Source organism: Nostoc sp. (assembly GCF_036919595.1).
Classification (GTDB): domain Bacteria; phylum Cyanobacteriota; class Cyanobacteriia; order Cyanobacteriales; family Nostocaceae; genus Nostoc.
Genome location: NZ_JBALCO010000094.1, coordinates 1 through 23,712 on the forward strand (window position 1 = coordinate 1; position 23,712 = coordinate 23,712).

A 23,712-nucleotide genomic window follows, 5' to 3' on the forward strand; every position below is an offset into this window, starting at 1 on the left:
AGGTACTGTGGCGAGGTTGGTTAAAATTACACGATCTCTGTGAGGGTTGGCAGCTTGCAAAAGAGACTTAACGGGAAAAGTCAGGCAGAACAATGTCACACACAAGTGTCCTCAAAGGTCGGTCTACTTTCGTCTTTGCGTCTTGGCGCAAAATTATCACCTTTGCGCTAACCAATCGATAATCTGGGCATTAACAACATCTGGAACTTCATCGTGGGGACAATGACCGGCATTGGGAATGGGAACAATTTTGATTTGTTTGCCATTTTCTTGCGCCTTTTCGTAAATCTTAGCCCCGGTAATTGGTGTCCAAGGATCATCAGCACCCCAAATCACTAATAAAGGACATTCGACTTTGGGCAATAGTTCCTCTGGACTTGGGCCAGGAGGGGCTGTGAGAATGGAGGCGAAAACTTGTTGCGCTCCTGGGCCGCAAGAGGGAGTATAAAGTAAATCGACTAATTCATCGGTGACAGCTTCACGGTTTCGGTAAACTTGGTAGAGGGTGCGGCGAATTTGGGCTTTTTGACGGGTGCGGTTATAGACAAATTTACCTGTAATTGGCGATCGCACAAACCGATTAAAAGCTGTCATTACCATCCGTAACGGCGGGTTCAATTCGTGGGGACGATGACTCAACCCACCCGCAGAGTTAATTAAAATACCACCAGCAGCAATTTCTGGATGTTCTACCAGTACAATCAAGCTCAAAAGTGCGCCGATAGAGTTGCCAATAAATACAGCAGGTTCGTGTATGTGTGCTGTGCAGAAATCTTTCAGCAGTTCTACCCAAACTTCCACAGTGTAATCAATGGGCGCTTTATCGGAACCACCAAAACCCAAAAGATCCAAAGCAAACACCTGGTAGCCAGCATTTGCTAAAACTGGGATATTTTTGCGCCAGTGTCCAATGGAAGCACCAAAGCCGTGAACCAGTACCAAAGGGCGTCCTGTACCCATGACAGTGTACTGAATTTTGTAGCCCTGCCAAGTCCAAATGAGTTTTTCAAAGGCGTCTTGGCTTGCAAACTGCTGTGTAGTTACAGTCATTAATAAGATTCATAAAGTATTTCTTCAATATTAATGTTCCCTGACCTTAAAGAAGACTGAACAAAATGTTATTTTTGAACCCATCGCCAAAGCGGCGTTCTTCCTCCCCATCACCAGTTGATAATGAAAATAGGCGTTATCTTCACAAATTTTATGTTCTTAACTTGGTTAGACAGCAACTCTTGGCTGCTAGAAATCGGCGGTAAACGGATACTAATTGACCCTTGGCTGGTTGGTTCTTTAATTTTTAGCAATTTGGATTGGTTATTCAAAGGTTCGCGATCGCAAGAGCGCCCGATACCAGATAATATTGATCTGATTCTGCTGTCTCAGGGTTTAGAAGACCATACTCACCCACCAACGCTCAAGCTGCTGGATCACAGCATCAAGGTTGTAGCTTCTCCCAATGCAGCCAAGGTAGTACAGCAGTTAGGTTACACTCAGGTAACAGTATTGGCTCATGGTGAAACTTTCACTTTAGATAATCAAGTTGAAATCAAAGCTTTCCCCGGTTCTCCAATTGGCCCGACTCTGGTGGAAAATAGTTATCTCCTCAAAGAATTGAAGAGTGGTTTAACTGTATACTACGAGCCTCACGGGTATCATTCACCGCAACTTAAGCAGGCTGCACCTATCGATGTAGTGATTACACCGTTTGTTGACATGACCCTACCTTTGCTTGGGCCGATTATTAAAGGACAAAATAGTGCCTTAGAAGTAGTAAAGTCGTTACAGCCTCAAGTAATATTATCCACAGCGGCTGGAGGAGATGTGGCGTTTGCGGGATTGCTGATGAAATTCATTCAGACTAAAGGAAGTGCTGAGGAATTTCGTTTGTTAGTAGAGAAAAACAATCTTTCGACGCAGGTGCTTGAACCGAAACCAGGCGATCGCTTTCAACTAACATTAGAAAAGCGAGCATTAGCAATCTAAGTTGCAGCTATCCCTAGCGATTATAAATCGTGGCTATACAAACATAGTCCACCTACGCAGACTAACGGAAAATAAAAGGTTTGCTAACCTGCAAAGGCAGGTAAAGTCTCGTCTAGCTAGGACTTCTAGTCGCCAGGGCTAATTCCGTTCTCTAGCTGAATTATCTTGCATATACACTTTTCTAATCGGAAAAGGAATTTGAATTCCTGCTTGCTGATAGCGTTTGTGTAATTTTTTGACAAATAGATGTTTACCAATCCGCTGATCAAAGTATTCACTTACCCGCATATAAAGCGTAAAATCTATATTAAAATCATTAAAAGTATGAAATCTGATATATGGTTCACTTTCTTTTAATTCCGGTGTAATTTATTGCATGACTTCTTTGGCAACTTCTACAGTCACTTTTTCAACTTGTTCCGAATCGCTATCATAACTGATACCCACATCCATTGTTAAAGTAATTTCTTTTGCAGGTAAATGATAGTTGGTGAAAATTGCAGTAAACAACTTAGAATTAGGAACAATGACTACATTATTTGAAATTTATTTAATTGTCGTATTCCGCCAAGAAATATCTATGACATATCCCTCATGTCCAGCATCTAATTTTACATAGTCTCCGGTTCTAACTTGCTTAGAAATAATTAAGTAAAACCCAGAAAATAAATTTGCAAGTGTATCTTGGAGTGCCAAACCAACTGCTATACCACCAATACCTAAGGTTGTAATTATCGGTGTAATTTGAACACCTACTGTTTGCAATACAATTAATGTTCCCAAAACGAAAACAGTAGCCTTAGCAAGATTAGAAATTAGTGATGTGGGAACCCCTTCTGCTCTGCGAATAAATAAATTAACAAAACCAGCAGTCAATCTGGCTAACACTAGGGTTACTCAAAACAGTAATGCGATCGTCAGAATTTTTCGCAGAACAATGGCAATATCTGGCTTGAGGGGAGAACTCAGAATTGCCCAAAAACAACCGGCGATGAAAAACCAAATAAAAGTCATCCGGTGCAGAGAGCGAAATATAATTTTACTCTCAACAATTCGTTTATTAGTAACCAACGTTTCCAGTTTTTTAAAGATAACTTATTCCCCAATTATTCCAGCCAAAAAGCCAGCTAAAATAAACTAGATCGGCGTAATCCATTCCATCATATAAATTTTAAATTTTGAGTTTTACATTTAGGATAACAGCACTATTGCTGCAATTATGGCTAAATTTTGCCTTGTTAGTTGTCGGATTACCTGCTTAAGATTTTCTTTCCTTATGGACTTGCCAATTATTTACCATTCAGATTATATTGCTCCTCTACCTGAAGGACATCGCTTCCCGATGTCTAAGTTCAGACAACTCTACGAATTACTGTTAGCTGATGGTGTAGCTAATCAAGAACAATTTCACACCCCCGAACGTCCGCCGCTAGAATTGATAGAGTTAGTTCATACTCCAAGCTACGTTCAAGCTTACTGTGAGGGAACCCTAGATGCCAAAGCACAGCGTCGCATTGGTTTGCCTTGGAGTCCAGCATTAGCGAATCGCACCTGTGTAGCGGTAGGTGGTACGATACTCACTGCTAAACTGGCACTAAGTCAGGGTTTAGCTTGTAATACGGCTGGTGGAACTCATCATGCCTTTCCTAATTATGGATCTGGTTTTTGTATTTTCAACGATTTAGCGATCGCCTGCCGCGTTTTACAAAAACTCGGACTTGTGCAGAAAATCCTAATTGTAGATTTGGATGTCCATCAAGGAGACGGCACCGCTTTTATCTTCCAAGACGACGACAGCGTTTTTACTTTTTCCATGCACTGCGAAGTCAATTTCCCCGGTACTAAACAAAATAGCGATTTGGATGTTCCTTTGCCGGTGGGAATGGAAGATGACGCTTATTTACAAACATTAGCGAATTATTTAGCAGATTTATTGTCTAAAGTCAAGCCAAATTTAGTATTTTATGATGCAGGTGTTGATCCTCATATAGGCGATCGCTTGGGAAAATTAGCTTTAACCGATGCTGGCATTTTTCGCCGAGAAATGCAGGTTTTAAGTACCTGTATGAGTAGCGGTTATCCTGTCGCCTGCGTGATTGGCGGCGGTTATGCTGATGATATGAAATCTTTAGTCTGGCGGCATTCCCTGCTGCATCGGGCTGCTAGTGAAGTTTATCAGCAGTACAAACTTTGATGCAATATTACTTCTTGTAAAAATCCTAATTTATTATTTGGAACTACAGATGAATTATCTGTGTTCATCTGTGGTTTTATTTTCCTAAATAGAAAAATTTTGTCGCAAAGGCAATACTGGATGAACAAAGTCAAACTCAGAATCTACGAACTAGCAAAAGAATTGAATTTGGATAGCAAGAAGCTATTAGCAATTTGTGAAAAGTTCAAAATTGTAGTCAAAAACCATACTAGTACAATCTCAGAATCCGAGGCAGAACGTATTCGTGTTGCGGTAAATAAACTAACAGCAAAATCCTCTAAAATTAAAAAAAATTCTGAAGATTGGGGCTATATGTTTATAGCTTCAGCAATTGATAGTTTCATCCGCCATCTTGAAGGTGAAACTGTCCTTAAATCATATCCAGAATTTAGGGAGCGGCGCGATCGCGCCAATGAGTTAATGTTGGAATGTGTCGGTAAAAAGCCTTGTCTATTTTATGTGCGTCGCAAAGGTGCAGGGAAAGAGCCAAGAGAAGAAATTTGGGATTTGACAATAGCAACAGACTCCGATGATTTTCAATTACCTGCAAGACTTGAGAAGCTCAGAAAAACTTTAGGATTCAGAGCTGCTGTACAAAAAGATGGACACGGCGGTTTAAAGATACTGTCGGCTCAATTGTTACAATCCTCACGGGGACACGCCGACAGCTATGCTGTACCTTGTCACTTGCGTTTGCTACCGAATCATCAGCATCATCTCGACATTCCGCCAGTTACATTGAAACGCATAGCAGCCGCGCCAGCTTGTGGCGACCATGTACCTACAGAAGATCAGCTGAAAACTTGGAAAGCATTTTTGCAGATTGAGGAAAAAATCGCTAAAGCACGTCAATTTTGCGTGCGTTACATAGGTCATAACTATAACTTTAAAAGGCGGATTAGTTTTGAAATTGATGTAGCCTCAGGCACCCTCGACGGCTTTTATCAAAATTCCCTCGAAGTGGAAAATTTCTGGGAACGAGCAAGACAGGCAAAGAACGAAGACTTGAAGCTTTTTGAAACTGCTCCCATCGGAAAAAATTGGATTAACGGTCGTCAATTAGGGACTGTTGAAGAAGTTGATCCCAACCGTTGTATTATCAGCCTCAGATTAGAACGCGACTTAGCTGAATATATGGCAGCAGAGCGTTATAAATTGCCAGCTATTGGATTTTTGTGTTTCGAGGCCGTTGGTGATATTCAGCAGATTCAGCGCAAGAAAAAAGCTTTGGATGATTTGAATAATGGTTATACCCAAAATCCCTACTTGGGCAACTTTTTATTCGATGCTTCCCAGGCTAGACAAATCAAAACAACTGTCGAACTTCAACCACAAGATTTGTTATTATCTTCTGCTAATCCTGGTCAGAAAGCAGCAGTAGAAAAGGTACTAGCCGCTAAGGATCTTGTTCTCATCCAAGGCCCACCAGGTACTGGTAAAACTACCGTAATTGCCGAGATTTGCTATCAAATTGCCCTTCGTGGTGGACGTACCTTAATCGCGTCTCAAGCCAATTTAGCAGTAGATAATGCCCTGAGTAGATTAGTTCATAACCCAGTGATTCGGGCTGTACGTAAGGGGAGAGTCGAAAAAGTTGGGGAGGAAGGACAGCCATTTTTAGAAGACCAAGTGATTGGCAGATGGCTAGAAAATACAGCAAATGACTGTGAAAAAAATCTTACTCAACGACTTGAAAATATCCAATTTTTCAGTCAATTACTAGCATCATCACAAAGATTTACAGCTTACTTACAAGCAGAGGAAGAATTCAATCAGCAACAAAGTAAATTTAATCTAAATAAGTTAGAATTAGAGGAAAACTTTAAAAATCAAGAAAAATATTACAACGAAACTGTAAGACAACATAACGCGGTTGAATCTCTAATTGCAGGACTGGAAAACATCCTAAATACTGCACCAAATCTCAACTGGGAAGCTCCAGAAGTAACAGATTTTTTGCCACTTCTTAAGCCATACACAGAAGGTAACAGTTTAGGAGAAGAATTTTTAGCAAATGTTCGTAAAACCATAAAATATACTGATGAACTTGGTTTTGTGCGCCCGGCGATTGGTGCTTTTGGTTTAGCAGTTTGGTTGCGTGAAACTGTAGCAAGAGAAATTTCTGAATTTAAAACTGCTTTTACTTATGCTCAAGATGCAACTAAAGCTATGTTAGAAGTTGCAGCATCAGTGCAGATTGTCAAACAAAATTTCGCCTCATTAAATCAGCTACAACCAGATTATCAGCAATATCTTACCAAACTGCAAAACATTCAGCAAACAATCCAGATATGGGAAAACCGCAAACGGGAAATAGATTATATTATCTCAGCAGTTAAAGAATGGAAATCTACAGCACCTTCTCATCTGTATCAAACTTTAAAAGATTGTCATCAATTAGGTTTACCACTAACAGAAAATTTAGTAGATTTGCCGCTAGGTTTATTGATGTTTGCTAATACATTAAAATTACCAATAGTACCAAAAATTTACAATATTAACCTACCAGACTGGGAGCTATTAGCAAAAGCGATCGCTTATGAGATAGACGGAGGTTTTACTGACAGACGGGGTAAACAGCATAATTTCAGCTATTTTTTACAACAAAATTTTAGTCAGATTCCGATGGTGCTATCAAAAAGCGATACCTACGGTGGGCTTTGCCTACGCACTCAATGGCAAGAAACCTATCAACAGTTTAGTAATTATCAACTACTCAACCCCAAACAGCGAAAATTGCTGGTTGAGAACACCCAGGCTTTCTTAATTAGAATGCAAAAAACCTATGGTGCATCATGGGAATGGAATAATATCGACTCTACTCTCACCAGAATTACACAAGAATTACTAGATACTATTCTTATAAATGCACGTCAATGCGTTTTAAAAGTAAAAACGGAAACAGAACAACAGCTTCAGCATCTGCAACGACAATTAAAAGAACTTCAGAAAAATGAAATCAGCCAACAGCAAATATCCGTTACTCAAGCTGAGGTAGAAAAAGCGCAGCAAGACGCTAATTTGCAACTTGGACGAGTTATTAATATTTTGCAAGAACTTAATCAACAAAATATACCTGCTCAATTACGCATTATAACTGAAAAATATCTTGCAACACAATCAAATATTTGGGAGCAGCCGCAAGAATTCTCAAATCAAGTGAATTCCTGGGTAACTTGCATCAGTCAGCTTGAAACCCTAATTTCATCATTAGAACCTTTTGCTGTACTGGAGATAATTAAAAATTCTTTACATGAGCATTTGTCAAAGCTACAAGGAGAAACTGAAACTTTTCTCCAGCAGCTTCAAAAGCTACAAATTAGTCTCCACGAAATAGAATATAAATTACAACCACAGCCATCAGAAAATTTAATAGGAGAAAGAAACTGGTGGTTGACAGAATGGGAAAGAATACCGGATAAATTTAAGCTAGAAAATTATGCGGCTGACTTATTCAATATAGAGTTATTACGCAGCATTAATATTAAATTTGAATCTTGGCAAGAGCAACTTAAAAAAGAAGAAAATTATCTTAATAAATATCAGAATTTTGTACAAGATTGGATCGGAAAACTCAGACAGCCAACTGAAGGCGATCGCGACGATTTAAGGCGTATATATTTAGATAATGCCAACGTCGTTGGTATCACTTGTGTTCAAGCTGCAAATAGAGGTTTTTCTGAAGAATTCAAATCTTTTGATGTTGTGATCATTGATGAAGTTAGTAAGTGTACTCCACCAGAGTTACTAATTCCAGCTTTGAAAGGTAAAAAGTTAGTCATGGTAGGTGATCATCGGCAATTACCACCCATGCTTGATACTAGCACTTTAGAAGAAGTTGCTCAAACAATTGGCAATACACGAGAAGAACTACAATTTTTAGAAGAATCACTGTTTAAAAGTCAGTTTGAATCTGCTGATGAAAGCATCAAGCAAATGCTAACTACACAATATCGAATGCATCCCTTTATTATGGGGGCAATCAATCAGTTTTATGATGGTAAACTAGAATCTGGTATTTTGGAGCCGGATACAAAACGCGCACATCATTTAGCAGGCGAAATAATCCAAGAATCTCAGCATCTTATCTGGGTAAAAACGCCTATAGAGAATCAGTTTTTAGAGCAACGAAATGGAACTTCTTACTTTAATACTCAAGAAATTGATGCGATTGAACGTCTGTGTCAACAGTTTGAGAGTACTTGGGCTTCTAAAGTTGCTAATGGTGAACCTAGAAAAGAAATTGCTGTAATTACGTTTTATGGCGCTCAATTAAGAAAAATTGATGAACGTCTGCAATCTGAACTTTTCCCTTCGTTAGAAATTCGTACTGGTACAGTAGACAGATTTCAAGGTATGGAACGACCTGTTGTAATTGTGAGTATGGTTCGCAACAATAGTAAAGGAGATGTGGGATTTGCGAAGAAGCCAGAACGGGTAAATGTTGCATTTTCTCGCGCTCAAGAACTACTGATAATTGTGGGTTGTCATAATTTATTTACCCATCAATCAGGTAAAGTCGGAAGTATGTATTCGGAAGTTTCAAATATTGTAAGTCTTCATGGAGGTTTTGTAGATGTTTCTCGCCTCTTCAGCTAAATATATTTCGAGTAGTTAGCAATGCCTGTGATATTGTCGGTAAATATTAAGTACTAACTATTGTAAGTAAATTGTTTTAGGAAAAAGTAAAATATAATACTAATATAAATATGACAAAATGAAGTGCGGAATGTGGGTAGTACGCACAAGTCATAGTAGCTAATTTGTCAAGTTCTTTCAGAGTGTAAATTTTTTAAACGTTCATTTGTTAAACAGCACCTGACAGTCTACTCTGAAGTTGATATAAGACATTACAATACCGTAAAAACACTAAGGCTAAAATCTCCAGCCTGCAATGATCTCTTGTCCGTTGTTTTGAACCTGAAAGCGTAATAGTTTTCGTCCCGGCACTGTTTTGAGGGACTATTTAATTGCGCGAATTTACCGCTATCGCATCTCAGCACTATTTGCAGAAAACAGAACTTCATTGGAGGTACGCTCGTGAAATTATCTAAACTGTTTAAAATTCTATGTTTCACAACAGCATTTGCAATTTCATCACCATCTATGTTGCTTATTCAACAAAACAAGGCTTTGGCAGGTGCAGGTACATCTACCCTTAATACAGGCGAATTATTATCCCCTGATCAATACCTGATTTCACCTAATCAGGAATATACAGCTGTACTGCAATCTGATGGAAACTTTGTTGTTTATGATTCATTCGACAATGTTATGTGGGCATCAAATACTTTTGACACAGAAGTTAACAACATCGTCATGCAATACGATTGCAATTTAGTCATTTATGATTCTAATGCAATCCCCACTTGGGCAACTTTTACTACAGGTGGTTCTAGTTGTAGTCTCCAAGTTCAAGATGATGGGAACTTGGTAATTTATAGAGGTGATAATGTTCCTGTATGGGAAAATGGTACAAGATTGAGACCCTAAAGATAAGCTACCTTGATAAGAAGATGTTTTAAAAGGGTCTTTTGCTCTCATAGTTAGTACAGCAAAGCATCTCAGTACATGGTGCAACCTTGATTTTACGTTGTATTTAACCCAGTGCAGAACTGCAAAATTATATGTTTCGGGACTTTTAAAACATCCTCTTAATCTTAAACTGACACTAAGGTGTTAACGACGACAAAAAATAATTTTTGATTTTACAGGAAAGTAAACAGAATGAAAATTTTATTACTCGATCTGAACGGAACAATTCGCTGTGGAAAAACGGGAAAGTATATTGAATGGCCCCAGGGACAAAAACCGATGCTAGGTGCAGATAAAGCAATAGAACATTTTGCTGCTCGTAATTGGCAGATTATAGGAATATCTAATCAAGCGGCAATTGCAGCCGGATACAAAATTTTAGAGGCTACAATTGTAGAAATGCAATTTACTTTACAGTTATTTCCTCAACTTCAAGAAATATTCTTCTGTCCAGATTTTGAGGGTAGAAAATGTATAATGGTGTCTAGAGAAAAAACTATTAAATGTTCTCTAGATTCTGAAGAGGGATATGAATTAGTAGGTAACTTAAAAGAAATTAATTTTAGGAAGCCTGAGGATGGAATGCTTAGAGCAGCGATTGAAAAATATTCCCGGATTAATATCGAGTCTTTTCTAGAATCATGTAAAGTAGATCCTGAATATGATTGCTGGATGATTGGAGACCGTAAAGAAGATAAAAAAGCAGCAGCAAGCCTGGGGATAAATTATCTTGATGCCGAAATATGGCGGCGGCAGTTTGTGCTAAGAATGCACGAAGTACGCCAAATTACTCCCACCCAAGTACGATTTATGGAAGGAATCGAAATTGACGGTTATACCAATTCTGTGTAAAGATGCACCAAAATAAAATATGTGGGTGCTGAAGGTGAGTTGTCATTCGCTATTTACTCAGCAGCGTGGACAAATTTGCAGTGTTTACTCAGAAGTTTCAAACATCGTGCGTTTACATGGAGGTTTCGTTGATGTTTATCGCCTCTTCTGCTAAACCTATTGATGATAATCTCAAGAATTTGGTAGACGAAATTGAAGCGCAAAGTCTTAGTTTATCAGTTTTAGCAGCGCATCAATTTCGCTATAGTTTGCGTCAAACTCCTGTAGAAATAAATATTAAGGAACCTCGCCAGTTTAACGTACTCGAAGAATTTATCATCCGCGCTGCTATTGAATTTCAACCTCCGCCAACAGAGAATGAATTAGCCTCTGTACTTGGGCTTGATTCTGTATTTATCCAAACTACTACCGCAACTCTTCGTTCATTACAAACTCTATCAGCAACATCGCCAATTACAGTCACTCCTGAAGGGCGTTCATTCTATGAAAAAGGGTCTGTACCACAGCCCCCATATCCTGTACAGCTTAATGCTATTACAGACCCTTTAAGCGACAATATTACCTTTCAAGCTGAATCTTTAAACGAGACAGTAATAAATTTGCCTGACTTGGCAGATTTTATAACTATTGATAATACAATTACTGATATTTCCGTGTTACCCCTTGAAGAAATACAAAAAAGTATTCAGGCTTCAGGTTTAGCACTTCATATGCCAGAAGAGGGAAAAATTGTCACTTCGTGTAAGGTAGTAGCCTTGACTCAAAAAATTTGGAGGAAAATATCACTTTTTGTTATCTTCGATGCCCTTGAAGATAAATTGAGTATCCAAATAAGAAGTGGAAAGCAAATTTTAGAGTCAGCATCAAATTGGTTAGAATTGCTACATACCGAAGGCAAAATCTCTTTGCAAGCATTATGTGAATTTTCAACTGAAACCATCAATTATGAGCGTGAAGCCATTCTCAAGCAAAAAAATGCTCAAATAGAAGCTATGCTCGAAAATATTCGCCAAAAGGCGTTAGAAAATGCCACAAAAACCAGTAAGAAAGTAGATAATTCGACAGTGGGAGGTGAAGCCATACAGTTACGCGATGGACAAATTAGCCAAGCTTTTTCAGAAGTTTTAAATTCGGCTAAAAGTCAGGTTTTGATTTATTATCCTTGGGTGAATCAGACCCTTGTAAATGAAAGATTTTTAACTATGTTACAGAAATTAGCTAATCGCAGAGTTTGGATTTTAATTGGACATGGAATTTCGCGGCGACAAGAAGATGAAGATGAACCAATTGCACCAGAAGTAGAGAAAAAACTTCAAGCGATAAAAACACCTGATGGCTTACCATCGGTACAGGTTTTTTGGTTGGGAGATTCTCATGTTAAAGAAGTAATAGTTGATAAAAAAATCCATCTTTGTGGATCTCATAACTGGCTATCTTATCGTGGCGATTATTTACCACGAGGCGAGTCAGTTTATAAAGTTACAATTCCACATCAAGTTCAGGAAGCTTATGAATTTCTCGCTAATCGCTTCCAAAATCACGCTCAAAAATTATGGGAAAATGCTCTAGAAAATCGCGATTTTAAACTGGCTGTAGAGTCTTTATATATGTGGGGTGCGCTAGGTATGGAAGATATTGCACTCAAAGAGATACAGCAAAACGATTGGCTGGAACTTCTGCCCATGTGGTTAAATGTCGCACTTCAAGGGTTAAGGTCGAAGAATATACAAGCTGATCCAGCAATTTTTAAAACAGCACTTTCGTTGCTGAATCAGATTTCTATTGAAGAGGCTTTTACCGTGCAATTACAACAGGGATGGCGTAAGGTTGTAGGTGCGATCGCTACTAACAATCCTAAAACTGCTTTAAACTTACTTAGTGATGAAGTATGGGCGCAGTTTATCCGTCTCAATATTGTTAAAGATAAGGATTCACCTAATGATTTTATATTGCAACCATAGATAACTCAATAGGAAAAACCCTCAGCATTACACTAAAGGCTTTTACTATCGAGTTATCTATAGTTATCTCTTCATACTACCTTGTTATTATCTAAGTATGAATAACAATGCCATAAAATAAAACATTATGGTGCTAGCATTATATTTCCTACTTTAATGTAATATTAATATCTCAGTGGTATACACGCAAAACTGATATATATCTTTAGATATATATTTTTATTTTAAATTAGCAGACGATTTTTAATAAAAAACCCATTGAACGGAGTGTCTTCGGTCTACGCTAACTGTCTAAAACGACCGAGTTTCAATAAGATACATGATGTCTATTTATACAGTTTATGCAGTGGGTAAATCATAATTAGGATATTTTTCATACTTAAGTAATAATTTTCCGGAAGATAGGCAATAAATCTGTCGTCCTGATTTGGTATGAGTTAGCAATTCAATGATTCTTAACCTTTGATTGACTTAAAGATAGATCCAGAGATTCGTCTTGTTCGATACAATTTATAGGCAGAGAGAGCTGAGGAGAACAAGGTGGTGTTATTAAAAGGCTTTGAGATTGAGATTTACACTGGCACGCCTCAAGGTGAAATCGTAGGTCTCTCCGACAAAATTGTTGCAGCTTTGGATGGATTTATGCGAGAGCCAGATAGCCGCAACGTAGAATACATAACCGAACCATCCCCTAATTATGAGAATTTATTGTGTGCCTTGCTGGGTCCTAGGCGGAAGTTGCGAAACTACCTTACTCACTTGGGCGATTACACCTTGATACCTGGAAGTACTTTATCTTTGGGTGGGGGCGATCGCTTTCTGCGTTCCGATCCAGCAAACCCCTATCATGATTACATTGAGAACACCTACGGGACGAAAGTAGTCACCGCCAGCGTACATATCAATGTAGGCATCAGCGACCCAGAAGTATTAATGCGGGCGTGTCGGGTGATCCGGATGGAAGCACCTCTATTTCTCGCCCTCAGCGCCTCATCTCCCTTCCTAGATGGCAAAACTACTAGCTATCACTCCACCCGTTGGGGCCTATTTCCGCAAACGCCTAGCCATGTACCGTTATTCGCCAGCCACGCCGATCATATTCAGTGGGTGGAAAATCAACTCGTTGCAGGAACCATGCAAAACGTGCGGCATTTGTGGACATCAGTGCGACCAAATGGCGATCACCGTCCCTATGACTTGAATCGCCTAGAATTGCGAATTTGCGATTTAGTCACAGATCCCATTGCTTTGCTAGCTATTACTGCCTTATTAGAAGCGCGTTTGTTGCAAGTAATCAAAAATCCTAGCATCGATCCATTAACCCAAAGTACCTTCTCTGGTGAAGAACTCGTCACCCTGACTGCTGAAAACGAAGCTGCTGCTGCTGCTGGTAGTCTTGATGCTCAACTGAGGCATTGGCAAGATGGCAGAAGTATCCTAGCCAGAGATTGGATTGCCCAAATGTACCAAGATGTTTGGGCGATCGCCAAACAACAAGGCTTTAGCTGTTTCCTTTCCCCTTTACACAAAATCCTCCGCGAAGGCAATGAAGCTCAACAGTGGTTGCAATTACACGCAGTCGGTTTTGACAGCCAGCGCGTCATCACTCAGGCTATTGTCGCCACCCAAGAGCGCGAAATCGAACTCGAAGACAAATTGTGTTCGTCCCTATTAGCTTAATTGAGGAGGCAGAGGATGAGGGAGATAAGGGAAAAATAATTAATGCCCAATGTCCGCATCTCCTATCTTCAAACAAATGGTAGATTTTCTTGGAGAAACCACTCACCCCAAAAGACAGAAACACTTATTTACTCTTCATAAAACTTAATATTTCCTGGTTTTAGCCAAATATCCTCTCAGACCATTGCTCTGGGAGGCTTTGTGCTTGGTTTTAAAAATCTAATGGATGGAGGATGCTTGATTATTATTAACAAAACCTATGAATAGTGTTTACCCTTTGGTAGATTTAACATTGACAACCAATTGTTTTATACAATACGTAGATTATACGGATAATGCCTCAGGTAGTTTTAGTTAACCCGCAAATCCCTCCTAATACAGGTAATATTGCTCGGACTTGTGCAGCTACAGGTACGGAGTTGCATCTGGTGGGGCCTTTGGGGTTTGAAATTAGCGATCGCTACCTCAAAAGAGCTGGGTTAGATTACTGGCCTTATGTCAAACTGCACTATCACGAATCCCTAGAAGCCTTTAAAAGCCTACATCAAGAGCGTGGAGGTAGATGGTTGGGTTATACTGTCGGTGGAAATTTTAATTATGTCAGCTTTCAGTTTCAACCCGATGATTGGCTGTTATTTGGTAGTGAAACCACCGGCTTACCACCAACAATTCTGTCAGATTGCGATGCTACTCTGTATATTCCCATGAGCCAACCGGGGGTTCGCAGCTTGAATCTGTCAGTAAGTGTGGCAATTGGCTTATTTGAAACCCGTCGTCAGTTAGGCTATCTACAATAGCTGTTTACCTGCATGACTATAAGTATATTTACTACTGCTCTCTGCAAATATTTGTTAGATGAATGATTTGTAGCAGCAAGAATTTTCTGAATACGGCAGTAAAGCGTAGCAAAGTATACTTAAAATTTCTTTTTTTGGTAAACTGTAGTGGAAGATACTTACAAAGACAGGAAGGTTGTTATAAGAAATTTGTATATAAGACTTGGGATAATGCCAAATTTGAATGGTAAATTTTGATCAATTTGAAACATCTAAACTGGGGAACAAAAGCGCTAAAACCCAGTCAAATATGGTATTTAAGCCATTTTTGATTGAGTAACGCTAGAAAGCAGCCCCAAAATAGCCGATAGTTAATACGGTTGTTTTTTAAGGAATAATCAACGTAAAGTCTCGTGTTGAAGAAGACTGATTGGGTAGAAATATCTTGAAGATATCTACAGCAGGGGGCATCACTTTTCCAGAAGTCGCAGCAATTTAATTCTCGGCAGCGACTATGGACTTGACAAATAGTTTGTCCAGTCCCCGCGATTGACGCAAGACAGGCGCGGACGATGGTAAAGAGTAAAATGTCCTAAGTGGTGTGAGGGTGTGAGGAGTGGTTGGGACAAGAAAACACAGCAAACTTTAAGTTTTGCTAACACGTGTGAACTTGTCTAAATCAGAGAAGCAGGTTAATCTTGCGTAAGCATCTCTGGTGAATGTGATCTTGATCTATCGTTCGTTGTGATCTAAATCATTGACTAGTATCCAACTGAAAAATCAAGGTCAGTTAAGCGCTAGTGATCATAGGAGGTCGTCTTTGAAACGAGCATTGAAAAAGAGAGTAAAAGCTGTGTTGAACAAGAACCCCAGCAGCGATGATGCCCCGGTAGAACTGCTAAATGTGATGAATCCAAAAGTAAACCGCCGGGTGCGGACAAAAGCTGCCATGATTGGCTTGGCAATCTCTATGGGAGCAACCAGCCTTTTGGTGACTCGACAAAGCGATCAAGCCCAAGCAGCGGTGCCAGTAGGCAGCCAGAAAGCAACGTCAACGATTCCTGCTGTTCCTGACACTCAGGTGAAATTCGCCTCCACAAAGCTGGAGTCCCAAGCAGTCTCATCAGCGAGCGTGCCGGAAAATCCTGTGATCGTGGAACCAACGGCAGTGTCACAAGTGCCTGGGCTTGAAGCTAAATGGCAAGTCGCGGCAAATGGAATGTCTTTGCAAGTTCCTGCATTAGCAACGTTTTCCCAAGCAACAGCGGCTTATAAAAATTCCACCCACCTAAAGCCCCAAGTGGCACAGGGAGTGAACAATACCTTAGCCGAAACTAGTTTCCCAACAGTCAATAATCTGTCTGACTCTAGTGCTGATGGTGTTGGTATTACAAATGCATCACTAACTGCCCAGCCACAAACAGTGGCAATATCTGGCGCAGTCAACAGTGAAATAAATGCACAACTTAAGGCACAACAAGAGTTCGCACTGAATCGCTTACAAGAAAAATCGAACCGTTTAAGAAACAGTCTGGCACAGTTGCGCTCTGGGCAGACCCAAAATTTATCACAAGCTGATATGGGGTTGGTGCAGCCGACGACTGTAGTTGAGAAAATTGTATTAGCTCAGTCGGACACTTCTGGCGATGCGAGCAAAGCAAAGTTGATATCAAGGTTAAAACACAAGACACAGACGACTGCACTAACACCAGCTACGCCAACAGTTATTGCGTCATCGGCTCGAACAGCCTACGAAGTTAAGCCTGGAGATACACTAGCAGCGATCGCCAGCAGATACAATACTTCAGTACCAGAACTTGTTAAGGCAAATAACCTCAATAATCCAAATGAACTGCAAATTAGTCAAAAACTGATTATTCCTGCTGCTCAAGTTGAGGCAATTGTAGCGACCAAGCCCACTTTTGTAGAGTCCAGCAAAACTCCTCATGTTGCCACCTCCCCTGTCAACATTGGTAGTGCCAACTCATATCTACCTACTTCACAATCACCAACTATTGCCGACAACAGTAGCGTTACCGTCCCTACACCGATAACTGTTCAGATTCAGGCAAATAGTGCGACCGACTTAGAAACAGCCCCCCCCACGGTTAGATCTTATGGCGTCGGGGGTGAAGCTCCAGTGCCAACAGCTTTTGCTGAAATGCAACAGCCTAAAACACCAACAAATAGGGTAGCAAGGGGAAATAATAATGACCGTTTGCGGGGCTTGCAAGGGGAAATTCAAAGGTTACAGCAGAAATATCGCGCTCAACAGTCTGGTAACTTAGTTGTGCCAGCAGCTAGCGAAACTAATAATGCTGCAATGCTCACTCCTATTTCTGCCCCCAATAATTTCATAGTACCCAACCCCGCAGTTCGACCGAATAGTGTAGCAATACCAATTCCAGTTCCTACACCTATTAGTAGGTCTAACTATAGCGTTCAGCCAATTAAGCCCCAATTCAGTACTGCCGTACGCCCTACCGAGCCTGTAAACTCAGAGTTCTTGCCTAATCTAGGGTCTGCTAGCCAGTGGACTCCCTCTGGCACCGCATCGGGCACAAGAGTTGCAACGCCTCATGGAAGAGTAAATGCCTCTGACTCCTTAGGAATGATGCGGGGAAGGACAGTTTCTCCACAGGTGATGCCACCTTTGGCAGCAGTGGATCAATATTTGCCTAGACCCATTGACGAACTGATACCTCCTCCATCTACTTCAACCTTAGCTTACAACTGGCCTGCGAAAGGTACTCTCACTTCTGGCTTTGGTATGCGTTGGGGAAGACCACACAAGGGAATTGATATAGCTAACTCCACTGGCACACCCATTGGTGCTTCAGCTGATGGTGTAGTAGAAAAAGCAGGCTGGAACAACGGAGGCTATGGTAATGTTGTCGATATCCGCCATCCTGACGGCAGTCTGACTCGGTACGCTCATAACAGTAAGATTCTGGTGCAACCAGGTCAGCAGGTGCATCAAGGCCAAACAATTGCTTTCATGGGCAGCACTGGTCACAGCACTGGCCCACACAGCCACTTTGAAATCCATCCACCAGGTAAGGGTGCTGTTAACCCAATAGCCTTCTTACCACCAAATCGCGTGTAATTCTTGACAGTCTCTAACTAAATCATTGCCTTGTTAGTTGAGGGAGGTAAACTCCCTTTTTTGCTTTCTATTACCTCAACAGGGATGGAAACTGTAATAAAATTGTAAAAGGGGCTAGTTTTGAGCAAATTTGTATGCTATATTAATAAATGATTTGGATAAATATGGCTCAGTAGCTCAGTTGGTTAGAGCACGGGACTCATAAGCCTGGGGTCGTTGGTTCAACTCCGACCTGAGCCACTTTAAAAGTAATACTACATAAGGGTTTCAGCTTCTGTACATTGGTGGTCATGGAAGCTGAATCTTTGTTTTAACTCTCCTTTGACTATCCAATGACTATCCAAAATAGTCAAAGGATTACCATGAAAGTTGGTATTGAAGTATCTAAAGGTTATCTTAGATTAAGATTTCCTAGACCTTTATTTAATGGCAATCAGAAATACTTATCGTTAAATTTAACTGACACTGTTGAGAACAGAGTGGCTGTTGAGATAAAAGTAAGGCAGATAGAGCTAGATATCCTAGCTGGTTATTTTGACCCTACCCTTGCCAAATACAAAGCTGATCACACCGCTACCCCTAAGAAACAAAAGGTATACAACCTACTTGAGTTATGGGAAAAGTATACTCAGTTTAAAAGTGGTCAAGTACAGGAATCAACTCTTGTCCGTGACTACTCATTAATAGAGAAGCGCATCAGAGCATTACCTACTACTGATGCTAATCAAGCAGTGATGATAAGGAATTATTTACTGAGTACTTATTCTGCTGAAACAGCCAAGCGTACTCTTAAACAAATGAATGCTTGTTGTAATTGGGCTGTTATATCTAAGCTAATAGAAAGTAATCCCTTCAAAGACTTAGCTAAAGGTATTAAGACCAAAAGAAAAGATAGCACTATACTCACTTTTAACAGAGAGGAAATAAATACTATTATTGATGCTTTTTCTAGTAATAAGTATTGTCCTAAATATTCTTCTGTACAGCATTCTTACTACACTAACTATGTCAGACTTCTATTTCTTAGTGGGTGCAGACCTGAAGAAGCTGTAGCTTTGAAATGGAAACATATTAGTTTAACACATATCACATTTGCTGAAGCTGTACCTTCTGATGTCAAGATAAGGAAGGACACAAAAACTCACCAAACTAGAGTCTTTCCTATCAATAATCAATTGAGAGAACTTTTGAATGATATTGGGTATGGAGAAGCTGAGAAATTACTGTTCTGTAATCGCAATGGTAGAGAGCTAAATACTCATAATTTTCTAAATAGAGTTTGGAAACGAGTATTAAATAATTTAGTCAAAGATAAGTTGATTAGATATTATTTACCTCAATATAACTGCCGCCACACTTTTATTACCCTATGCTTGGAAGCAGGTATCAGTGTTAAACAGGTTGCTGATATGGTGGGTAATTCTCCTGAAGTAATTTATAAGCACTATTCAGGAGTAATCAAACAACTTGAAGTCCCAGAAATATTTTAAAAATAGATTAATTTTGAATCTCTTTACTAATTTTGTTTTTTGTAATAAGAGGAATAATCAAATGGAAACTCCAATTTTTAGAATAATAGAGGAAGAGTTGCTTTCTTGCCGAGAGAAAATAGATACAGCTATACAGGCTCTAAATGAGATAGATGCTCAATTTACAGATAAACCTGCCCTTGCAGTACGGCTAGCTCAAGTAATAATAAAGTATGAGGATACACAGTGTGTAGTTGAAAAATTACTTATGCTCCAGTGGAGGGTTAACGTGGGAAACTTTGAACAGGATAAACAGGATAAATAGAAAAATAATAACCTGATAAGTTAACTAATCTTGTAATTGACTCATCAGGTTTTTTGTTGTGAAGAGAGCTGGGATTATTTCTAATAATTAAACAACCCCTAGAAGTTTTTCTAGAGGCTGCTTATAAGGTATCTGAAGACTTAAAGTAAAGGCTTGAGCGGAGCTTTAAATTAAGCTAAATAAAAGGCTTCTTCTATATAAGAGCTTTTATTTAGCTAACCTTACCTCGCCTTACCGTACCATACCAGACCTAACCTAACCTCGCCTTGCCGTACCATAGCAGACCCAGCCTAACCTCGCCTTGCCGTACCATATTTATTGTTTTACTACAGATTGAAAGAGTTTAAAACCAGTATATATACTGAAAAGGGTTAATTCACTAAGGCTTTCTAATCATTACTAGTTATTATTTATTTAATTTTAACTGTTTAAATTATATTCTCCTATTTTTTGCAGGTAGGAGATGAAACCTAGAGGTACGGAAAACCCTACTGGGAGTTATTAGTGTATTAAAAATAAAATGATGGCTGTAGTGTAGCCATATCTAAAAATTATGTCAGTACCCCCATCAAAGATTATTAAAACTTACACAACTGGTGAAACAGTTGAAAAAGAACTTGCCCCTGGTGAGGAATTTGAGAAAACTGTAGAGGCTATTGAGGAAGTACCCAGAACTAGCGAGACAGGGGTAAAAGAGGTGACTACAAAATTTGAATCTGCCCCAGTTGAGAAACCTCAATACTAAATGATTAATTTAATGAGTTAGTTACAATGTTAACTAACTCATTTAGTTGTCTTGATATGAGAGGAGGACTGTGCGTTTACTAAAATCTAGGGATTTAAAAAAAGTTGTAAGGATTTTTATAGCCTGTAATCCTTATTGGATAAAGCTTGTAAGGTTATCTACTATACTAATAATGCATGAATTGAGTGATTAGTTAACTTGGTAGTTTACTTATTTTTTTATTTAGGATAGTAGTTAACTTTGTGTTCTATATTGCTGTAGTTGTATTGCTTATTTATTTTAGTAATTTAGTTGAATTTATTTGAGAAAAAAGCTGAGAAAGAAAAAAGTTAGCTCACACTAAGGTAGCTCTTGATTTAGTTAACTAATATATACCTATCTATATCCAATACTTTTAGTTGGGTATAGTTTTAGTATACTTGGTGGAAATTTAACTGAAGTGATTTCTTAGCTCCCGCATTATCTACTTTTCTAGCCTCTTACAATTAGCCCTTTAAACCAAGTTAACTTTCCCAACCTAACCTAAAGTACCTTAACATTTGGTGAGTTAACATAACCCTTATAGGGCTGATAGACGGGGTTGATTCTAGCCATAAAAAAGAGGGTAGCTTAGTCTGCCACCCTTATTAGTTTTGTTATATTTAGTAAACTTCAAACTCTAGTATAGAATCTGGAAACTCTTTATTTAGCCAGTTGGTTAACCTACCTTTAATCTCCTCAACCTTAGCGGGTTCTACTTCTAAGCTAATCCCGTCATAAGAGTAGGTGATGATGTTTTCTCCTATCTGTTCACCTATCATTCTTTGGATAATAAGTTGTTCAGCTCCTTGAGCTAGGTGAGATAATAGTTTACCCCCTATCTTTGAGTTATTAATCTTTCCTTTCTTAACTTCATTTTTATACTCAGTGGTTTCCTTTTTTAGATTGAATTTCAGACCTAGAGCATTTGTATAGATAACTTGGTCAACTTTACCAGCTTCAATTTTATCAATGGTGTAATTAGTTAACCATTCATCTCTAAGCTCTACAAGGGGCTTTAGAATACCTTCAAAGCAGCTATTAACTATTTCCTTGGTTACAGTGAATTTATAACCTAGTTTCTTTTCAGCTTTTTGAGTGGCAAGAAAAGGAAGTTCACTCATTTTGGCTCCAAAGCAGAAACCATAAATAATTACTTTTTTAACTTCTTTAGGTAGGGTAGCAGGCCCTATATGCTTCCAGATACTACTAGTTTTAATAATACCTAGAATTTGTTCCTTAGTTTCTGAGGCTTGTAGGATATTACAAAGAATAATTAACTGAGCACATTTTAAGTCCATCTCCATAACTTTATTAGATTTATAGGTTGGCTTAATATAGTGCTTTCTAATTTTACTTGATAGAGCCATAGGCCCACCAGATGTATGTAGTCTTCCAGGCCCTTGAATATAGAAGGAACCATGATACTGAGGTTCATTAGTTTCCCTGATATCATCTAAAGCACTTACAAAAGCCTCTTTTTGGTCAACACTTAGTTCAAGACTTCTATTAAATTTTCTACCTTCTCTTGACTTAAATAACTTCAAGTCAAATACAAATTTAGAATCCCTTAACTTCTCCCAAGCTTTTTTAGTTACTCCAGGAAGTTGATTAGACCTTAAACATCTACCACCCCAAGCAGCAGGCTTCAATCCAACATTAAGGTCAGGTTTAGCAAATACTGATTCATCATCTTCACCTTCTATCAACTTAGTTAATTCTTCTTTAATTTCCTCCATTAGCTCTTCTCCAATCATAAACCTGCGACAATAACCTTCCCCATGCCCTGTAACGCTAATAAAATCAAGTAAAGGGTCTATAGTTTCTTTTGTAATAGTTGCCATATATTTTTTAAATTTAAGTTTAGTATACTCTTCTGCTGAGAAGGGAGTCATTAATGCAAATAAATATTCAACTGGTATTTGTAAATAATCAGTAGGCTCATTCTCTTTTGCTTTCTGGTTTCTAACTCGTAGCAAGGAATATATATAGGTCACTTGTTGGTTAGTGGGAGTCTTACCTATTAAATTTTCTAAAGCTTTAGCTACCAATCTACCCTTCATCTTTTGGGTAATCTTAAGTTGGTAATTATCAATCTTTTTAATAAAATCTTCCATATTCAGTTTTTTATTTAGTTTTAGTGAGAAAAGGAGCAGGTAAATTCTTGAGAGAGAAGTTTTAGGTAACCTCTCTCTTTTTAATTATTTACCTAGATAACGGTTATAGTCATCTAAATAAAGCTTAACTGCCCTTCGTATAACATCTGATTTATCAAGTCCCTCAAGTTTAGCTACTGTTTGAAGCTTGTCACCATCACCTTGAAATAAACGAATTGAAGTAATTTTATCTAATTTCATAATCTTGATTAATTGTGTTTTTGTATGTATCCACTATATTCTACTAACATACTAATGACCATAGATAAAGCTGCATCAATTGAGCAACCTAATCAAGCCACCACTTATAAACATATATATACTAAAGGCACAAATAACTTACATCTTTACCCATTAATAAGAACTCAAAGATAACTTCAATCAAGTAAGCAAACCTTTACAACCTGTAAATTCTGATAACTTCAATAACTTATCTGAATTCAGGTTTCTTACATCAGTTATTTTACAGTAGACAACTCCACTAAAGCCATCAACTTAGTTAACTTCAATTTGTTTAACTCAACTTCAGTTTGGTAATTTAGTCTACTTCAATTTAGATGGCTAAAAGTTGTAGCAGACTGCATGTCAGTTTCTTCATGTTTCAGGTGCGTAAGGTGGCTACATACAGCAAGCTAACTAACAATAGCAAACTATATTAAGTCAACCAATACTAATCCCTATGCACAATAATCAGTAGTAAGCTTAAGGATAGATAACTCTACATCTAGTTAATAGAGTCAAGCAACTTTATATAAGTTTCCTATTACTATTAAACACACTAAGATAACACACCCTAAGTATTCTTTTAAAAGGAACTTATCTATAAGTAAACTTAGGGAGTATTAACTTTTAGCTACCCCATAACGTATATCATTAATAAATATATATGGG

Annotated in this window: 15 protein-coding genes, 1 tRNA gene and 1 pseudogene; 13 read left to right on the forward strand and 4 right to left on the reverse strand. The window is 38.7% G+C overall.

The genetic code is table 11. From position 1 onward, the window contains the following. Positions 1 to 156: 156 nt before the first annotated feature. Positions 157 to 1,050 carry an alpha/beta fold hydrolase gene (locus tag V7K21_RS14065; RefSeq protein WP_335175176.1) on the reverse strand — a complete coding sequence of 298 codons (894 nt, stop codon included), beginning with the start codon at positions 1,048 to 1,050 and terminating at the stop codon, positions 157 to 159. Positions 1,051 to 1,203: 153 nt separating this feature from the next. Here V7K21_RS14065 and V7K21_RS14070 point away from each other — a divergent pair, with 153 nt between their 5' ends. After that, positions 1,204 to 1,983, forward strand: coding sequence for an MBL fold metallo-hydrolase (locus V7K21_RS14070; protein ID WP_335175178.1), 780 nt, complete (start codon positions 1,204 to 1,206; stop codon positions 1,981 to 1,983). 138 nt (positions 1,984 to 2,121) lie between these two features. Here V7K21_RS14070 and V7K21_RS14075 read toward each other — a convergent pair. Continuing rightward, positions 2,122 to 3,117: pseudogene (locus tag V7K21_RS14075) on the reverse strand (mechanosensitive ion channel family protein). A 142-nt stretch (positions 3,118 to 3,259) separates the two neighbouring features. On the opposite strand from V7K21_RS14075, the gene V7K21_RS14080 reads away from it, so the two are divergent. From V7K21_RS14080 to V7K21_RS14135, 12 genes are all read left to right on the forward strand, one after another. Next, the gene (locus V7K21_RS14080; RefSeq protein ID WP_335175180.1) at positions 3,260 to 4,177 is read left to right on the forward strand and encodes a histone deacetylase family protein; all 918 of its coding nucleotides are present in this window, start codon (positions 3,260 to 3,262) and stop codon (positions 4,175 to 4,177) included. A 120-nt stretch (positions 4,178 to 4,297) separates the two neighbouring features. Then, positions 4,298 to 8,797, forward strand: coding sequence for a translation initiation factor IF-2 N-terminal domain-containing protein (locus V7K21_RS14085; protein ID WP_335175182.1), 4,500 nt, complete (start codon positions 4,298 to 4,300; stop codon positions 8,795 to 8,797). Positions 8,798 to 9,304: 507 nt separating this feature from the next. After that, positions 9,305 to 9,691: a hypothetical protein gene (locus V7K21_RS14090; protein WP_335175184.1), complete on the forward strand. Its 387-nt coding sequence runs from the start codon at positions 9,305 to 9,307 to the stop codon at positions 9,689 to 9,691. A 234-nt stretch (positions 9,692 to 9,925) separates the two neighbouring features. Then, positions 9,926 to 10,585, forward strand: a complete 660-nt coding sequence (locus V7K21_RS14095) for an HAD hydrolase-like protein (RefSeq protein WP_335175186.1) — start codon at positions 9,926 to 9,928, stop codon at positions 10,583 to 10,585. 131 nt (positions 10,586 to 10,716) lie between these two features. Next, positions 10,717 to 12,546, forward strand: coding sequence for a hypothetical protein (locus V7K21_RS14100; RefSeq protein WP_335175188.1), 1,830 nt, complete (start codon positions 10,717 to 10,719; stop codon positions 12,544 to 12,546). A gap of 540 nt (positions 12,547 to 13,086) precedes the next feature. Next, entirely contained in the window at positions 13,087 to 14,226 is a 1,140-nt protein-coding gene (gene gshA / locus V7K21_RS14105; protein WP_335175190.1) for a glutamate--cysteine ligase, read from the forward strand. Between the two features lie 335 nt (positions 14,227 to 14,561). After that, positions 14,562 to 15,023: a tRNA (cytidine(34)-2'-O)-methyltransferase gene (locus tag V7K21_RS14110; protein WP_298909584.1), complete on the forward strand. Its 462-nt coding sequence runs from the start codon at positions 14,562 to 14,564 to the stop codon at positions 15,021 to 15,023. 799 nt (positions 15,024 to 15,822) lie between these two features. Next, positions 15,823 to 18,108 (forward strand): peptidoglycan DD-metalloendopeptidase family protein, encoded by a 2,286-nt coding sequence (locus V7K21_RS14115; RefSeq protein ID WP_335175192.1) that lies wholly within the window; start codon positions 15,823 to 15,825, stop codon positions 18,106 to 18,108. A gap of 166 nt (positions 18,109 to 18,274) precedes the next feature. Beyond that, positions 18,275 to 18,348: transfer RNA gene (locus V7K21_RS14120), tRNA-Met, on the forward strand. Positions 18,349 to 18,470: 122 nt separating this feature from the next. Then, positions 18,471 to 19,598 carry a tyrosine-type recombinase/integrase gene (locus V7K21_RS14125; protein ID WP_335175194.1) on the forward strand — a complete coding sequence of 376 codons (1,128 nt, stop codon included), beginning with the start codon at positions 18,471 to 18,473 and terminating at the stop codon, positions 19,596 to 19,598. Positions 19,599 to 19,659: 61 nt separating this feature from the next. Then, positions 19,660 to 19,902, forward strand: a complete 243-nt coding sequence (locus V7K21_RS14130) for a hypothetical protein (protein ID WP_335175196.1) — start codon at positions 19,660 to 19,662, stop codon at positions 19,900 to 19,902. A gap of 553 nt (positions 19,903 to 20,455) precedes the next feature. Further along, positions 20,456 to 20,647 (forward strand): hypothetical protein, encoded by a 192-nt coding sequence (locus V7K21_RS14135; protein WP_335175198.1) that lies wholly within the window; start codon positions 20,456 to 20,458, stop codon positions 20,645 to 20,647. A gap of 641 nt (positions 20,648 to 21,288) precedes the next feature. Here the strand turns inward: V7K21_RS14135 and V7K21_RS14140 are convergent. Continuing rightward, entirely contained in the window at positions 21,289 to 22,782 is a 1,494-nt protein-coding gene (locus V7K21_RS14140) for a hypothetical protein (protein ID WP_335175200.1), read from the reverse strand. 84 nt (positions 22,783 to 22,866) lie between these two features. Further along, positions 22,867 to 23,022, reverse strand: coding sequence for a hypothetical protein (locus V7K21_RS14145; RefSeq protein WP_335175202.1), 156 nt, complete (start codon positions 23,020 to 23,022; stop codon positions 22,867 to 22,869). Between the last annotated feature and the right edge of the window lie 690 nt (positions 23,023 to 23,712).

What these genes read in the sequence shown, in the direction of transcription:
- V7K21_RS14065 (WP_335175176.1), bottom strand. Translation starts at nt 1,050, where the DNA reads ATGACTGTAACTACACAGCAGTTTGCAAGCCAAGACGCCTTTGAAAAA.
- V7K21_RS14070 (WP_335175178.1), top strand. Translation starts at nt 1,204, where the DNA reads ATGTTCTTAACTTGGTTAGACAGCAACTCTTGGCTGCTAGAAATCGGC.
- V7K21_RS14080 (WP_335175180.1), top strand. Translation starts at nt 3,260, where the DNA reads ATGGACTTGCCAATTATTTACCATTCAGATTATATTGCTCCTCTACCT.
- V7K21_RS14085 (WP_335175182.1), top strand. Translation starts at nt 4,298, where the DNA reads ATGAACAAAGTCAAACTCAGAATCTACGAACTAGCAAAAGAATTGAAT.
- V7K21_RS14090 (WP_335175184.1), top strand. Translation starts at nt 9,305, where the DNA reads ATGTTGCTTATTCAACAAAACAAGGCTTTGGCAGGTGCAGGTACATCT.
- V7K21_RS14095 (WP_335175186.1), top strand. Translation starts at nt 9,926, where the DNA reads ATGAAAATTTTATTACTCGATCTGAACGGAACAATTCGCTGTGGAAAA.
- V7K21_RS14100 (WP_335175188.1), top strand. Translation starts at nt 10,717, where the DNA reads ATGTTTATCGCCTCTTCTGCTAAACCTATTGATGATAATCTCAAGAAT.
- V7K21_RS14110 (WP_298909584.1), top strand. Translation starts at nt 14,562, where the DNA reads ATGCCTCAGGTAGTTTTAGTTAACCCGCAAATCCCTCCTAATACAGGT.
- V7K21_RS14125 (WP_335175194.1), top strand. Translation starts at nt 18,471, where the DNA reads ATGAAAGTTGGTATTGAAGTATCTAAAGGTTATCTTAGATTAAGATTT.
- V7K21_RS14130 (WP_335175196.1), top strand. Translation starts at nt 19,660, where the DNA reads ATGGAAACTCCAATTTTTAGAATAATAGAGGAAGAGTTGCTTTCTTGC.
- V7K21_RS14135 (WP_335175198.1), top strand. Translation starts at nt 20,456, where the DNA reads ATGTCAGTACCCCCATCAAAGATTATTAAAACTTACACAACTGGTGAA.
- V7K21_RS14140 (WP_335175200.1), bottom strand. Translation starts at nt 22,782, where the DNA reads ATGGAAGATTTTATTAAAAAGATTGATAATTACCAACTTAAGATTACC.
- V7K21_RS14145 (WP_335175202.1), bottom strand. Translation starts at nt 23,022, where the DNA reads ATGAAATTAGATAAAATTACTTCAATTCGTTTATTTCAAGGTGATGGT.